Source organism: Polaromonas sp. DSP2-3-2b2 (genome assembly GCF_049895905.1).
Classification (GTDB): Bacteria; Pseudomonadota; Gammaproteobacteria; order Burkholderiales; family Burkholderiaceae_C; genus Polaromonas.
The window spans coordinates 109,388-121,867 of sequence record NZ_JAFCTH010000006.1 but is presented as its reverse complement, the minus strand read 5'-3'; the positions used below and the strand labels follow the sequence as shown (position 1 = coordinate 121,867).

Here is a 12,480-nt window from a genome sequence, read left to right as displayed (position 1 = left end):
CCCCCTTAGTTGTTGAAGTTGCCTGGAATGGGCGTATTGAAATAGGGAAAGGTGCTTTTAAAATCGGCTGCGGTTTTGCGAACGCCGTCTGTCAGGGCGGCCCCGCCAGCCGGCGCGTCGGCTGGTTTGCAACCTACCTTCAAGGTATCGGCAGCTCCGGTCAAGGTGCAAAGCGCCCCCATGGCCACCCGCAGCGACAAGTCCACCACGTCATCACCAGGGCGGCGTCCATTCGGAAAGCCGGCAGTGTCGCCCGCAGCAACTCCAAGCGTATTTTGCGCCCCTGCAGCTTTTGGCGCGGTCGTGGTGTTCAAGCGCAGCATCTCTGAAGGCACGACGTTTTTGGGCTGGTTCAGCCCTTCAAGCCCTTTCAGGAATACCGTCACCAAATCGGTACGGGGAAAGTTGGTCGGCGCCGGTGCCGTAGGGAACAAGGTCTGCACCAGGGCAGGCAGGGTCGGATTGGTCACATAGTTGAGAAACTGTGCATCGCCTGACGGTTTTGACGCATTGAAGCGATCCTTGTCATCCATTCCAATCACCACCTCGTTGACCAGCGGCATGCCTACCCGCGATACCTGGCTCCATGCACCGCCTTCCAAGCTGGCCCGGTTGAAACCCTTGGGCGACGGATTGATCAGGCGCGCCTGGCGCACACTGGCCGTTGTGTAAGCACCGATGACGGGCTCGCCACCTGCGGTCAGGCAGGAAATTGGCACTTCCATGGCAATCGAGCTGACATTTTTATTTTCGAGATCATTCTTGTTGCCATTGACCTCAGGGCCGAGCGGGTTCAGGTTGAACAAATCGAAAATCTTGCCCACCGCGATATAGAACGGTTCCTTGCGCTGGCCGACAAATACCTTGCCTTCGCCGCAGCCGGGAATCGCCACACGGTAGATATGCTGGTTGGCATAGGTTTCGTAACCGCTGGCGCTGCCAAAAGTCTTGTCGCCTATGTTGTCCACAGGCTTGTCAAATTCAGTGGCTCCGCCCACCGCATTGGTCAGCCGTGTGCTGACTCCGCCACGGCGGTCACCCCTGACCATGTTCACGGTGTAGGTTTCACGCACATTAAGCTTGGCATCGTTGACGGCGCTAAGGGAACCCGAGTTGATCAGCGGAATCAGCACGTCTTTGCCACCCACTTTCAGTGTCTGTTTTTTCGTGTCATTCTTGAAACGGAACTGGAACGTCAGGTGTTCTTTGGCATCGCCCACGTTGTCGATATGAATTTCATAAAGAGCGTGTGAATCAAACTGATTGAAGTTGGGGCCGCCCTGCGGATCCTGAAAAGGAATGTAATTGGCAATCAACGTCACATAGTCCTGCCGACCTGCCTCGTAGCTTCGAAACATATACAAATCGGTGCCGTCAACCTTTTGTTGTCCAGCGATAAAAGGCGCTTCTCGGTGGCTGGATGCACTCACTGGAACTGCATACATCAGCGCCAGCGCGCCGGCAATGGCCGCAGCGCAAACAACATTTTTTTTGGCAAACTCAGGCATGAATGTCTCCAGTTGAATTGATTGAAAAACCACATTCATGATGGCTGATCACCGGTTGACGGATTTGTAGGTTAAGCACGACACATTGAATAGGTGCGAGCGCCATTTTTCAACGAAAAACATGGCTCTTTTTTTTCCATACATTCCATGCGGGTGCGGCACGGCAAGAAATGCCCGGTTTTCGGCCCAACGAAACGCCGAATTCCCCATGGCGCCCACGGCAAAACCTCAGTGCGGCGCTGTCAACATGGCAAGAATGCCGGGCTCGAAGTGCTGCTCGATGTAGTCGGCAAGCCCGTCAAACACCGACTCCAGCGTCGGCGTGGCCGCGCCAAACAGGGCCTGCAGCACACGCGGGTCTTCAAACAACCCATGCAAATACAAGCCCAGCACATTGCCGTCGGCGTTCTGCCAGGCCAGGCCATCGGGCATCACGGCACTGGCCAAATCGCCAGCCGCCGCCATGGCCGAATGCGGCGCGGTCTGGCCGTGGTGGATTTCGTAGCCCTGCACCTCAACGCCTGACAAACCGGCCCACAACCCACCCACGCTGGCAAACGCAGCCTGCCGGTGCCGCACGGTCTTGGCTTCGTCAAACAGCGTGACCACCGGCAGCAGCCCCAGGCCGGGGCCGTTGCCGTCGATGCCGTGCGGGTCGATCAGCGCTTCGCCCAGCATCTGCAGACCGCCGCAAATGCCCAGCACCGCGCCACCCCGGCCGGCATGCGCGGCAACCGCCTGGTCCAGCCCCTGCGCGCGCAACCAGGCCAGGTCGGCGCTGGTCGCTTTGGAGCCGGGCAGAATGACCCAGTCGGCCGGCCCCAATCCCGCCAGTTCGGACGGGCTGCGCACCCATTTCAAGCGCACGCCGGGAACGTTCTTCAGCGGCTGGAATTCGTCCAGGTTACTGATGCGCGGGTAGGCGACGATGGCGACGGTCTTCGTCACCTTGCCGGCGGCCGTGCTGCGGTCGTCAAAAACGCCGTCTTCTTCCGGCAGTCCGTGCTGCCACCACATCGGCAACGTGGCCACCGTCGGCACGCCAGTCAGGTCCTGCAGCATCTGCGGCCCGGGTGCCAGCAGGCTCGCGTCGCCCCGGAACTTGTTGAGCACGAAGCCCTTGATCAACTTTTGCTCGGCCTCGTCCAGCATGGCCCAGGTGCCGTACAAATGGGCAAACGCGCCGCCCCGGTCGATGTCGGTCACCAGCAGGCAGGCCGCATTGGCATGCAGGGCGACGCGCATGTTGACGATATCGCAGGACTTGAGGTTGATCTCGGCGGGCGACCCCGCGCCTTCAATCACCACCACGTCGTTTTCCGCCAGCAGCTCGTCCAGCGCCTGCGCCACCACTGGCCAGACCGACAGGCTGCGCCCGCGCCACTCCATGCGCGAGAGTTCGGCATTCACCTGGCCCATCAGCACGACCTGGCTTTGCGTGTCTTTTTCAGGCTTGAGCAGCAGCGGGTTCATGCGCACATCGGGCACCGCGCGGGCCGCCAGCGCCTGGAAATACTGCGCGCTGCCGATCTCGCCGCCGGCGACCACTCTGGCGTTGTTGCTCATGTTCTGCGCCTTGTAGGGCGCAACTTTCAGCCCCTGGCGGGCGTAATGGCGGCACAGCGCAGTGGTCAGCCAGCTTTTGCCGGCGTTGCTGGTGGTGCCTAAAACCATGACGGCTTTGGCTCTGGGTGGTTTCGGCTGGGTTACTTCTCCAGCCAGTGGCTGGATATTTACGTCGATGTTGTTTGATGGCGAACTCACGATCAGCTTCGTATCCGTTTGCTCGGCGATGACCCGCGCACGCTCGGCGGCGCGCACCAGCGCGGCTGTGACTTGGCATGAAGCAAGTCGGGAAGTTGGTCTTGGATAAGCATGAATAAGTGCGTGATGACCAATCATTATTTGTCTGTATTTGGTAAAAGTTCGTCCCCAGCCTGCGCTGGCGCGTCAGGCACCAGTTTGAGGAACTTCTCAAAGTCCTGGCGTGAAGCAGCGGGCGGCATCCGCTCGGGCTTTGCTTTTTCCAGCACGCTGACCGGCAGATACAGGCACAGCGGATCATCCAGCGTTGAAGTAAAGCCCATGGATTGGTAATAAGCCCTGGCCTTGTCGTGCTTGGCGTCCACCACCACGGCATACAGGCCAACGCTTTTTGAAAATTCCAGCGCCAGCTGCAAGGCAAAAGACAGCAGTTGCCGCCCGACTCCCTGCCCTTGCGCGCGGCGGTTCACGCCCAAGCGGCCCATGCGCAGTATCGGCGCCGGGTAGCGCGGCAGCTTGAGGCCGGCGGGCAGGCGCGGCGTCTGGACCTGTCCGGCGCTCAAGGTGACAAAGCCGACCACGGCCAAGCCGTCCGCGTCCAGCGCCACATAGGTTTTGCCAAAACCCTTGCGGCCCAACTGGCCGGCCTGGCGCTGCAAAAACTCGTTCAGGGCCGGCTCGCCGCAGTCAAAGCCCTGGCGCTGGTGATGCGCTGCCAGCAATTCAATGGGAACCGCCATTCAGCGCAAGGCCATCAAGTCAATCAGGGCTTGCGTGGGCTCTGCGGGGTGTTCACACGATGCCACGAAGTCTTCAAAAGCTTCTTGCGAAAGCATCAGGGTGTCTTTGTCGGCCACGATGCGCCGCGCCGCTTCATACGCGTTTTGCAGCATGAAGCTGGACACGGTGGCGCCCATGATGGACGCAGCACGCTCAATGAGTGCCTTGGCCTCGGGGCTGGTGCGCAGGTTGATGCGGGCGGATTCGGTGCGGGAAGTTTTAGAGGGCATGGAAAAACTCATGATTCACCAAAATTGTACGTCGTTTTGACACACAATTTTATGATCCAGGCTACTTATGCGCCCGCCGGAACCTTGGCGGTGAGTTCGATGCCCAAGGCGTTCATGACTGCCAGAGTCGTTTTTAGCGTGGGGTTGCCGTTCTCACTGAAAGAGCGGTAAAGCTGCTCGCGGGAAAGCCCTGTCTGAGCTGCAATTTGAGTCATGCCTTTAGCGCGGGCCACGATTCCCAGTGCCTTGGCGATATAGGCGGCATCGCCGGTTTGCAGCGCGTCGGCCATGAAGAATGCAATTTCTTCATCGTTGACCAGCGCAGCAGCAGGATCATAGGTTGTCAGTTTCTCAGCCATTTTGCGTACTCCATTCTTGAGCCAGTTTTTTTGCCATCGCAATGTCGCGTCCCTGGGTGCCTTTGTCGCCACTACAGAGCAAGATAACGAGGGTATTTCCGCGCATCTGGAAATAGACCCGATAGCCGGGACCGTGATGAATCCTGAGCTCACTGACTCCCTCGCCAATCGAAGAAACATCGCCAGGCAACCCTTCGGCCAGGCGCATCACCCGAGTTGCAATGAGGGTTCGCGCCCGGCGATCCTTGAGTCTTGTCTCCCACGAGCGGAATGTTTCCGTTTGTTTTATCTCAATCATCGTAACGAAATTGTAATTTAAAAACTACAAGTAGTCAGTGATTTTAGTGTGAACAACTGGCTCTCACTGGCTTTCCTGAGAGTTGATGCCAGGCATTGTGCAGCGCATCCTGCGCCAGCGGCGGCTGCACGCTGACGCGCACATGGCCGGGCAAGCCGAACGAGGCGGTGTCGCGCAGCTTGATGCCGTGGCTGCGCAGTTGCTCAAGGGCTTGCGGCAGGCTCAGGGCTTCGGGCAATTTGGGACGCGCGCAGAAGAAATTGGTGTCGCTCGGCAAGCAGGTCCAGCCCATGGATTCACACAGGGCGATTTGCCGCGCTTTCCAGTCGCGCAGCGTGTTCAGGCTGCCGGCCAGCCAGGCCAGCACGCCGCCATCGGTCCAGGCCCGCAGCAGCGCCACGCCATGCGCGCCCACCGGCCAGGACGCGCTGAGCTGGTCGAGTTGAAACACGGCCTCGTCCGCACCCACGGGCGCAATCGCGTAGGCGGCGCGCACGCCGGTCAAGCCCAGCGCCTTGTTGGGCGTCCAGAGCTGCCAGACGGTTTGCAACTGCGCTTGCGTCAGCGTGGGCGCGCCGCCGAGCCGCAACGGTTCATACGCGCGGTCAAGCACGAGCATGGCGCTGGCCGCGCAGGCATCGGCCATGGCGCCCAGCCCCGCCTGGGCGGCGCCCAGCGGGCTGGACGGCTCGCAGGCCCAGAGCAGTTGCGCCTGGCCGGGCTCGCTGTCCAGCATCAGCCGGTGGGCGCGGGCGGCTTGCGCATAGTCGCCGTAGCTGTGCGGCGGCAACCACAGCGTGCCACCCTCGCCGGCCGTTGGCGCGGTTGACGCGGTTTGTGCCGCCAGCGCGGTGATGCGGAAAATGAACTCGCTGGCGCTGCCGGCCAGCACGATGCGCGCCGCATCCACGCCATGGAAATCGGCCAGCTGCCCGCGCAGGGCGGTATAGCTGGCGTCGGGATATTGGCTGGCGTCAGCCTGCTGCACGGCTGCCAGCGCCGCCGGGCATGGCGCGCAGGCGTTGCTGTTGGTGGAAAAGTCATGCAGCGCCGCGCCGTGGCGGTCAGGCCCGCCATGGATGCGCGTGCCTTGCGGCTGGAAAGCGTTCATCATCACATCATCCATGCTACTAAAATAATAGCTGTCAGCACACACAGGACAAGCGCCAACACCAGTTTTGATGCATATTTTTGTGCCAGCGGCACATCGCCGGCCCGTGGCGCGCACCCTGTGGCGTTCAGCGTGTAAACACCGGGCTTGCCCAGGCTGACACCGAGCGCCATGGCCATCGCCGCCATCGGCCAGCCGCTGTTGGGCGAAGGCGTGCGGGCCGCTTCACGCCGCAATGCGCCGAACTGGACTTGCCCCGTCACGCCCATCAGCAGCCCGGCCGTGAGCCGCGCGGGCAGCCACGACAGCGCATCGTCGGCGCGGGCCGCCCATTTGCCGGCCCATTCCCAGTGCTGGCCCCGGTAGGTTCCCCGGTAGCCCCACATCGCATCGGCAGTGTTGGCAAAGCGGTAAATGGCCGCGCCCGGCAGGCCCAGCAGCACGAACCAGAAAATCGGCGCGACCACCGAGTCATTAAGATTTTCGGCGAGCGTTTCGATGGCGCTTTCGCGCACCTGGCTTTCGCTCAGATTCGCCGTGTCACGGCTGACCAGCCAGGACAGGCGCTCTCGCCCAGCCGGCAGCGACTGGCGTAGCGCCGCCTCGACCGCGCCGACTTCGTCCGTCAGCATGCGCCAGGACAGCATGGCCTTGAGCAGCCAGGCCATGGCGGCGACCAGCGCCGCGGCAGCCAGTGCGCCAGCAGGCTGCGGTTGCGCGATAAACCGCGCCAGCTGCCACAAGGCCAGGGCCTGCAGCGCCCAGGCCAGCGCCCCGACCAGCAACGCACCGGCTACCCAAGCCAGCGCGCCCAGCAGAAATGCCAGCGCAGGCGGGCAGCGCACGGTGAAATTTCCGCAGGCCTTGAGGTAATGCCCGATCCAGACCACCGGATGCACCGCCAGCGGCGGCTCGCCCCAGCAGCGGTCGATCCACAGCGCCAGCAGCAGCGCCACGGGCATGACGAGCGCCAAAGCCAGCGGCATCCCACGTCAGAAATCCGAAGCCGGACCAGGCGCCGCAGCGGGCTGGCCCCAGCCGTCTTCAAACACCATGTCGGCCAGCGCGGCGCGGCGCGCCCAGTTTTCGGCCTGCAGCATGGGCTGGTCGTAAAAAGCGTGGACAGGCCCCAGGCACAGGATGGCAATCGGCTTGCTGCCCTCAGGCAGGTTCAGCAACGCGCCCAGCTTCACCGGGCAAAAGATCGACACCCAGCCCATGCCCAGCCCTTCGGCGCGCGCGGCCAGCCAGAGGTTTTGAATCGCACAGGCGGCAGACGCCAGATCCATCTCGGGCAGCGTGCGGCGGCCAAACACATGCGCCTCGCGCCCCGGCGGCAGGGCCACGACGAGCAGCTCGGCGGCGTCGAGCACGCCCTGCACTTTTAGCTTCATGAACTCGTCCTCGCGCTCGCCCAAGGCTTGCGCGGTCAGCACCCGCTCCTGCTCGACCAGCGCATGCACGCCTTCACGCAGCGGCCGGCTGCGGATACGGATAAAGCGCCACGGCTGCATGAAGCCGACGCTGGGCGCATGATGCGCGGCCGACAGCAGGCGCTGCAGCAGGTCGTCGGCGACCGTGCCGCCGCTGAAGTGGCGCATGTCCCGCCGCTCGTGAATGGCCCGGTACACCGCCTGGCGCTCGGGCGGGCTGAAGGCATGGTCTGGCGGAATCTGGCGCACGGCGTCAGTCTTCAATGCCGCGCTGGGCCGGAATGCCCGCGTTGAAGGCGTGCTTGATTTTGGTCATCTCGGTCACGGTGTCGGCCAGGTTGACGAGCTCGGGCGGGCAGCGCCGGCCGGTGATGACGACATGCACATCCTTCGGCCGGCTATTGAGCGTGTGCAGCACGTCATCGAGCGGCATCCAGCCGTAGATCAGCGGGTAGGTCAGCTCGTCGAGCACGACCATGAAGTTCTCGCCGCTCAGAATGGCGGCCTTGGCCTTTTCCCAGCCGTCGCGGGCGAGCTGGGCGGAGTGTTCAATATCCTGGCTTTTCCAGCTAAAGCCGTCGCCCAGCCCTTCAATCGGAATACCCAGCTGCTCGAACATGCGGTGCTCGCCAAAGCGGGCGCTGGGCACTTTCATGAACTGAAAAATCTTGACGGCTTTGCCATGCACATGGTGGCGGCCGTGGGCGCGCAGGGCCAGGCCGAAGGCGGCGGTGCTTTTGCCCTTGCCGTCGCCGGTGTTGACGATCAGCAGGCCGCGGCGTTCACCCTCGGGCTTGTCGTAGGGCTTGGCGGCGGGCGGCGTTTCCATCTGCATGGTGATCTCTCATAGGTCGGTTTTCAAATCCGGGGCACGGCCAGCCACTGCCCGGCCAGGTGATGCACGGCAATGCGGTGCTCGAACACGCCTTCAAGCGCGCGGTGCGTGGCGGCGTCAACGCAAGCGCCCTGGTGCGTCACCCTGCCCTGGTCCATCACCACCAGTTCGTCGGCCTGCAGCGCGAACGAGATTTCATGCAGCACGCTGACCACGGTCTTGCCGCTGGCGACCAAATGGCGAACCATCAGCAGCCAGTCGGTCTGGTGCGGCGGATCGAGGTTGGCCAGCGGCTCGTCCATCAGCAGCACCTCGGCCTCGACCGCCAGCGCGCGCGCCAGCAGCACGCGCTGGCGTTCGCCGCCCGAGAGCTGGCCCAGCGGCCGGCCGCGCCAGTCCCAGGCCTGGGTGGCGCGCAAGGCACGCTCGACGGCGGCATGATCGGCGCTGCTCGGCGGCGCCAGCCAGGGCTGGTGAGGCAGGCGGCCGAGCATGGCCACGTCGTAGGCGGTCAGGTCGTCGGCCGAGCTTTCGTTCTGGCCCAGCCACGACAATTGCCGCGCCCGGTCGCGCCCGCGCATTTTGGCCATTGGCTGGCCGAGCAAGGCGACCTCGCCGCTGTGCGGCAGCAGCCCGGCCAGCACCTTGAGCAGCGTTGATTTGCCCGCGCCGTTGGGGCCGACGACGCTGGTCCAGCGGGCGCGCGGCAGCGCCAGCGAAATATCGTGCAAAACTTCATTATTTCCGAGCTTTACGCTTATCTGGCGGGCATCTATAGCTATGAACTGCATAGCAAACCGAGGAGGATTCAAGGTCATAGTCCGTTGCCTTTCCCTGTCTGCCGGTGCATCAGCCACAGTAAATAAGTGCCGCCCAGCACGGCGGTGAGCACGCCGACGGGCAGTTCCTGCGGCGCCACCAGCCCCCGGGCCAGGATGTCGGCGGCCGTGAGCAGCACCGCGCCCATCAGGCTGGCCAGGCCGATCAGCCGGCCGTGCGTGGTCTTGACGACCGAACGCACCAGGTGCGGCGCGGCCAGGCCGACAAAGGCGATCAGCCCCGTTTGCGCCACCGCCGTTCCGGTGGCCAGCGCCAGCACCGCCACCAGCGCCGCGCGCATCTGCACCAGCGGCAGGCCCAGGCTGTGCGCGGTGGCTTCGCCCAGCGCCAGGCCGTCGAGCGCATGGCCCATCATCCACGCCGCCAGCATCATCACCACGAAGACGGCCGCCATGATGGCGCAGGCGGTCCAGCCGACAAAGCCGGTGCTGCCCAGCATGAAGGACTGCATGGCCTGCATGATCTCTGGCTGAAGCAGCAGCACCAGGGAAGTGATCGCCCCCAGCACCACGCCGACGACCACGCCGGCCAGCAGCAGCCGCAGCGTGTGCTGCACGCCCTTGGCCAGCAACAGCGTCAAGAGCACCGCCAGCACCGCGCCGACAAAAGCCGCGCCGGTCAGCCCGATGCGCGCCAGCCAGTGCGTCGCCAGCGGCGAAATGCCAAACAGCGCCATCGCCAGCGCCACGCCCAGCGACGCGCCCGAGGCGCTGCCCAGCAAGTACGGGTCGGCCAGCGGGTTGCGAAACAGCCCTTGCGCCACCGCGCCGGCCAGCCCCAGCAGCGCGCCGGCCAGCCAGGCGCCCAGCGTGCGCGGCAGGCGGATTTCGGAGACGATCAGCAGCGCCTGCGGGTCTTGCCGCAGGTTCAGCACACTGTCAAAACCGGTGCTGCCAACGCTGACGCCCAGCCCCAGCAAGCCCACGGACGCCGCCAGCAGTCCCAGCGCCAGCCAGAAGGCTTTGCGGTGCTGCAGCGTGAAAGACGGACTCATCCGGCCCCGGCCTTGCGCGCGATGCATCGGGCCATGATGCGCGCCGCCTCGGCCATGCGCGGGCCGGGGCGCACCACCACGTCGGACTCCTCGGCGCTGTACACGCAGATGCGCTGCTCCTTCACGGCCTTGATGCTTGACCAGCCGGGGTAGGACGCCATCGGCTCCATGCTGCGGTTGCCGACCATGATCAGGTCCGGGTTGGCGAGCACCACGAACTCCGGGTTGATGCGCGGAAACGGCCCCAACGACGCAGGGATGATGTTCTTCACACCCAACCGCGCCAGGGTTTCGCCAATGAAGGACGACTCGCCGGCGGCATACGGCCCGCGGCTGACTTCGAAGTACACCCGCGCGTTTTTCGCCTTGGGCGGCAGCGACTGCGCGGCGGCCTCGACGCTGGCGTCAATCACGCGCCAGAGCCGGTCCGCGCCCACGGCATCGGGAATATCGAGCAGCGCACCGAGTTTTTTCAGCACGCGGCGCACGTCGGCATGGTTCTTGGGTTCGAGCGCCAGCACCTTGATGCCCAGCGACTCCAGGCGCTCGCTGGCGCGCGAGGACACGGCCAGCAGCACCACGTCGGGTTTGAGCGTGACGATGGCCTCGATGTTCGGGTCCAGCCCGCCGCCGACCACCGGCAGCGCCTTGATGCTGGCCGGGTGGTTGGAATAGCGGTCCACGCCGACGATGCGATGGCACTGCTCCAGCGCGCACACGCCCTCGGTCAGCGACGGCAGCACACTGACGATGCGCTGCGGGCTTTGCGCGAAGGTCACGGCGACGCCCCGGTCGTCGGTGATTTGTAGGGCGTGGGCGGGCAGCACCGCCGTGACGCAGGCGATCAGTAAAGCAGCGAATGCCTTCATGCCTGGCCTTTGAGTAGCAGCGGCAGCCCGGCCGCCATCAGGGTGACGCGTTCGCATGCCTGCGCCACATCCTGGTTGAGCCGCCCGAGCGCGTCGACAAACGCCCGCGTCTCGCGCCCGAGCGGAATCACGCCCAGGCCGATTTCGTTGCCGACCAGCACGAGCGGGCCGGGGGCTGCTTCAATCGCTCTTAAAAGCATAGCTGCTTGCGCACGTTGGTCATGCGCTACAGCCTGTTTTTCCTTGAATTCATCGGCCGGCATCAGCAGATTGGTCAGCCACAAGGTCAGGCAGTCCACCACGACCAGCGTGTGCGGCTGGCTGCAACCAGTCAGCGTTTCGGCCAGCCGCACGGGCTCCTCCACCGTTCGCATGCCCGGCACGCGCTCGGCGCGGTCGGCCTGATGGCGTGCGATGCGTTCGCGCATTTCCTCGTCCAAGGGCTGGGCGGTGGCGATCAGCACGGCGCTGTGCGCGGGCGACTGGGCCAGCCAGCTGCGGGCCAGCATCTCGGCACGGCGCGACTTGCCGCTTTTCTGGCCGCCCAGGATCAGCTCGCTGCGGGCAATCGCCAGTGCTTCAACCATGCTGGCGGCCCCAGTCCATGATGAACTTGTGCAGCTTCTCGATGCCATCGGTCAGCGCGGCCGGGCCAGGCTGCAAAATTTCTGACGACTTGATCTCGAACAGCTGATGGTTTTTGACAGCCGGCACATCTTCCCAGCCCGGCCGCGCGGCGACCAGTTCGGGCCTGAACTTCTTGCCACACCAGGAACCGAAAATGATGTCGGGCGCGCGCCGTACGATGTCCAGTCCGTCGGCAATGATGCGGCCCTTGCCCATGGGCTCTTTCGCCAGTTCGGGAAAGCAGTCGTCGCCGCCGGCAATGCCGACCAGCTCGGACACCCAGGCAATGCAGCTGATGTGCGGGTCGTGCCATTCCTCGAAGAACACGCGTGGCCGGCGCTTGAGGCTGGCTGCTGCCTGCTCGATTTCCAGCAGCCGCTGCTGCATGCCGTGGATCAGCGCCAAACCGCGCCCGGCCTGCCCGACCATGGCGGCCAACTGGTACATCATCGAGAAAATCTCGGCCACGCTGCGCTGGTTGAAGATGGTGACCTGGATGCCATGGCGAATCAGCTGCGCCGCGATGTCGGCCTGCAGGTCGGAAAAGCCGATCACGCAATCCGGACGCAACTCGACGATCTTGTCGATCTTGGCGCTCAGGTAGGCGCTGACCTTGGGCTTTTCCTCGCGCGCACGCGGCGGGCGCACGGTGTAGCCCGAAATGCCGACGATGCGCCGCTCCTGGCCCAGCAGGTACAGCCATTCGGTGGGTTCTTCGGTCAGGCAGACGATGCGCTGCGGGCCGTAGTCGCTGCTGTCATGGCTGGCAGCCAATGCGCGCCAGTTGCTGGTGTGTTCAGTCATGGTCTTCCTTCAAATACGGACTGGTCCT

At 64.0% G+C, this 12,480-nt stretch carries 15 protein-coding genes; all 15 read right to left on the bottom strand.

The window, feature by feature from the left end; genetic code table 11:
- Window positions 1-5: 5 nt before the first annotated feature.
- The gene (locus ACP7AD_RS07600; RefSeq protein ID WP_426148185.1) at window positions 6-1,508 is read right to left on the bottom strand and encodes a DUF4331 domain-containing protein; all 1,503 of its coding nucleotides are present in this window, start codon (window positions 1,506-1,508) and stop codon (window positions 6-8) included.
- Window positions 1,509-1,736: 228 nt separating this feature from the next.
- Window positions 1,737-3,182, bottom strand: a complete 1,446-nt coding sequence (locus ACP7AD_RS07595; protein WP_426148184.1) for a cobyric acid synthase — start codon at window positions 3,180-3,182, stop codon at window positions 1,737-1,739.
- Window positions 3,183-3,409: 227 nt separating this feature from the next.
- Entirely contained in the window at window positions 3,410-4,012 is a 603-nt protein-coding gene (locus tag ACP7AD_RS07590) for a GNAT family N-acetyltransferase (protein WP_426148183.1), read from the bottom strand.
- A complete protein-coding gene (locus tag ACP7AD_RS07585) occupies window positions 4,013-4,282 on the bottom strand; it encodes a DUF1778 domain-containing protein (protein ID WP_426148182.1) in 270 nt (89 codons plus the stop codon). It lies immediately after the preceding gene.
- 65 nt (window positions 4,283-4,347) lie between these two features.
- The gene (locus tag ACP7AD_RS07580) at window positions 4,348-4,641 is read right to left on the bottom strand and encodes an addiction module antidote protein (protein WP_426148181.1); all 294 of its coding nucleotides are present in this window, start codon (window positions 4,639-4,641) and stop codon (window positions 4,348-4,350) included.
- Window positions 4,634-4,939, bottom strand: coding sequence for a type II toxin-antitoxin system RelE/ParE family toxin (locus tag ACP7AD_RS07575; RefSeq protein ID WP_426148180.1), 306 nt, complete (start codon window positions 4,937-4,939; stop codon window positions 4,634-4,636). The genes ACP7AD_RS07580 and ACP7AD_RS07575 overlap by 8 nt, the downstream gene beginning before the upstream one ends.
- A 43-nt stretch (window positions 4,940-4,982) precedes the next feature.
- A complete protein-coding gene (locus ACP7AD_RS07570; protein WP_426148179.1) occupies window positions 4,983-6,053 on the bottom strand; it encodes an aminotransferase class I/II-fold pyridoxal phosphate-dependent enzyme in 1,071 nt (356 codons plus the stop codon).
- Window positions 6,053-7,036: an adenosylcobinamide-phosphate synthase CbiB gene (cbiB, locus tag ACP7AD_RS07565; RefSeq protein ID WP_426148178.1), complete on the bottom strand. Its 984-nt coding sequence runs from the start codon at window positions 7,034-7,036 to the stop codon at window positions 6,053-6,055. The genes ACP7AD_RS07570 and cbiB overlap by 1 nt, the downstream gene beginning before the upstream one ends.
- A 6-nt stretch (window positions 7,037-7,042) precedes the next feature.
- Window positions 7,043-7,747 (bottom strand): 5,6-dimethylbenzimidazole synthase, encoded by a 705-nt coding sequence (gene bluB / locus ACP7AD_RS07560; RefSeq protein ID WP_426166063.1) that lies wholly within the window; start codon window positions 7,745-7,747, stop codon window positions 7,043-7,045.
- Complete coding sequence (gene cobO / locus ACP7AD_RS07555) at window positions 7,737-8,318, bottom strand: cob(I)yrinic acid a,c-diamide adenosyltransferase (protein WP_426148176.1); 582 nt, start codon at window positions 8,316-8,318, stop codon at window positions 7,737-7,739. The genes bluB and cobO overlap by 11 nt, the downstream gene beginning before the upstream one ends.
- A 23-nt stretch (window positions 8,319-8,341) precedes the next feature.
- Window positions 8,342-9,109 carry an ABC transporter ATP-binding protein gene (locus ACP7AD_RS07550; RefSeq protein WP_426148231.1) on the bottom strand — a complete coding sequence of 256 codons (768 nt, stop codon included), beginning with the start codon at window positions 9,107-9,109 and terminating at the stop codon, window positions 8,342-8,344.
- 23 nt (window positions 9,110-9,132) lie between these two features.
- Window positions 9,133-10,152 carry a FecCD family ABC transporter permease gene (locus tag ACP7AD_RS07545; protein WP_426148175.1) on the bottom strand — a complete coding sequence of 340 codons (1,020 nt, stop codon included), beginning with the start codon at window positions 10,150-10,152 and terminating at the stop codon, window positions 9,133-9,135.
- A complete protein-coding gene (locus tag ACP7AD_RS07540; RefSeq protein ID WP_426148174.1) occupies window positions 10,149-11,021 on the bottom strand; it encodes an ABC transporter substrate-binding protein in 873 nt (290 codons plus the stop codon). The genes ACP7AD_RS07545 and ACP7AD_RS07540 overlap by 4 nt, the downstream gene beginning before the upstream one ends.
- Window positions 11,018-11,608, bottom strand: coding sequence for a bifunctional adenosylcobinamide kinase/adenosylcobinamide-phosphate guanylyltransferase (gene cobU, locus ACP7AD_RS07535; RefSeq protein WP_426148173.1), 591 nt, complete (start codon window positions 11,606-11,608; stop codon window positions 11,018-11,020). The genes ACP7AD_RS07540 and cobU overlap by 4 nt, the downstream gene beginning before the upstream one ends.
- The gene (locus tag ACP7AD_RS07530; protein WP_426148172.1) at window positions 11,601-12,452 is read right to left on the bottom strand and encodes a cobalamin-binding protein; all 852 of its coding nucleotides are present in this window, start codon (window positions 12,450-12,452) and stop codon (window positions 11,601-11,603) included. Before ACP7AD_RS07530 ends, cobU begins: the two co-directional genes overlap by 8 nt.
- Window positions 12,453-12,480: the final 28 nt, after the last annotated feature.

What these genes read in the sequence shown, in the direction of transcription:
- ACP7AD_RS07600 (WP_426148185.1), bottom strand. Translation starts at nt 1,508, where the DNA reads ATGCCTGAGTTTGCCAAAAAAAATGTTGTTTGCGCTGCGGCCATTGCC.
- ACP7AD_RS07595 (WP_426148184.1), bottom strand. Translation starts at nt 3,182, where the DNA reads ATGGTTTTAGGCACCACCAGCAACGCCGGCAAAAGCTGGCTGACCACT.
- ACP7AD_RS07590 (WP_426148183.1), bottom strand. Translation starts at nt 4,012, where the DNA reads ATGGCGGTTCCCATTGAATTGCTGGCAGCGCATCACCAGCGCCAGGGC.
- ACP7AD_RS07585 (WP_426148182.1), bottom strand. Translation starts at nt 4,282, where the DNA reads ATGCCCTCTAAAACTTCCCGCACCGAATCCGCCCGCATCAACCTGCGC.
- ACP7AD_RS07580 (WP_426148181.1), bottom strand. Translation starts at nt 4,641, where the DNA reads ATGGCTGAGAAACTGACAACCTATGATCCTGCTGCTGCGCTGGTCAAC.
- ACP7AD_RS07575 (WP_426148180.1), bottom strand. Translation starts at nt 4,939, where the DNA reads ATGATTGAGATAAAACAAACGGAAACATTCCGCTCGTGGGAGACAAGA.
- ACP7AD_RS07570 (WP_426148179.1), bottom strand. Translation starts at nt 6,053, where the DNA reads ATGATGAACGCTTTCCAGCCGCAAGGCACGCGCATCCATGGCGGGCCT.
- cbiB (WP_426148178.1), bottom strand. Translation starts at nt 7,036, where the DNA reads ATGCCGCTGGCTTTGGCGCTCGTCATGCCCGTGGCGCTGCTGCTGGCG.
- cobO (WP_426148176.1), bottom strand. Translation starts at nt 8,318, where the DNA reads ATGCAGATGGAAACGCCGCCCGCCGCCAAGCCCTACGACAAGCCCGAG.
- ACP7AD_RS07550 (WP_426148231.1), bottom strand. Translation starts at nt 9,109, where the DNA reads ATGCAGTTCATAGCTATAGATGCCCGCCAGATAAGCGTAAAGCTCGGA.
- ACP7AD_RS07545 (WP_426148175.1), bottom strand. Translation starts at nt 10,152, where the DNA reads ATGAGTCCGTCTTTCACGCTGCAGCACCGCAAAGCCTTCTGGCTGGCG.
- ACP7AD_RS07540 (WP_426148174.1), bottom strand. Translation starts at nt 11,021, where the DNA reads ATGAAGGCATTCGCTGCTTTACTGATCGCCTGCGTCACGGCGGTGCTG.
- cobU (WP_426148173.1), bottom strand. Translation starts at nt 11,608, where the DNA reads ATGGTTGAAGCACTGGCGATTGCCCGCAGCGAGCTGATCCTGGGCGGC.
- ACP7AD_RS07530 (WP_426148172.1), bottom strand. Translation starts at nt 12,452, where the DNA reads ATGACTGAACACACCAGCAACTGGCGCGCATTGGCTGCCAGCCATGAC.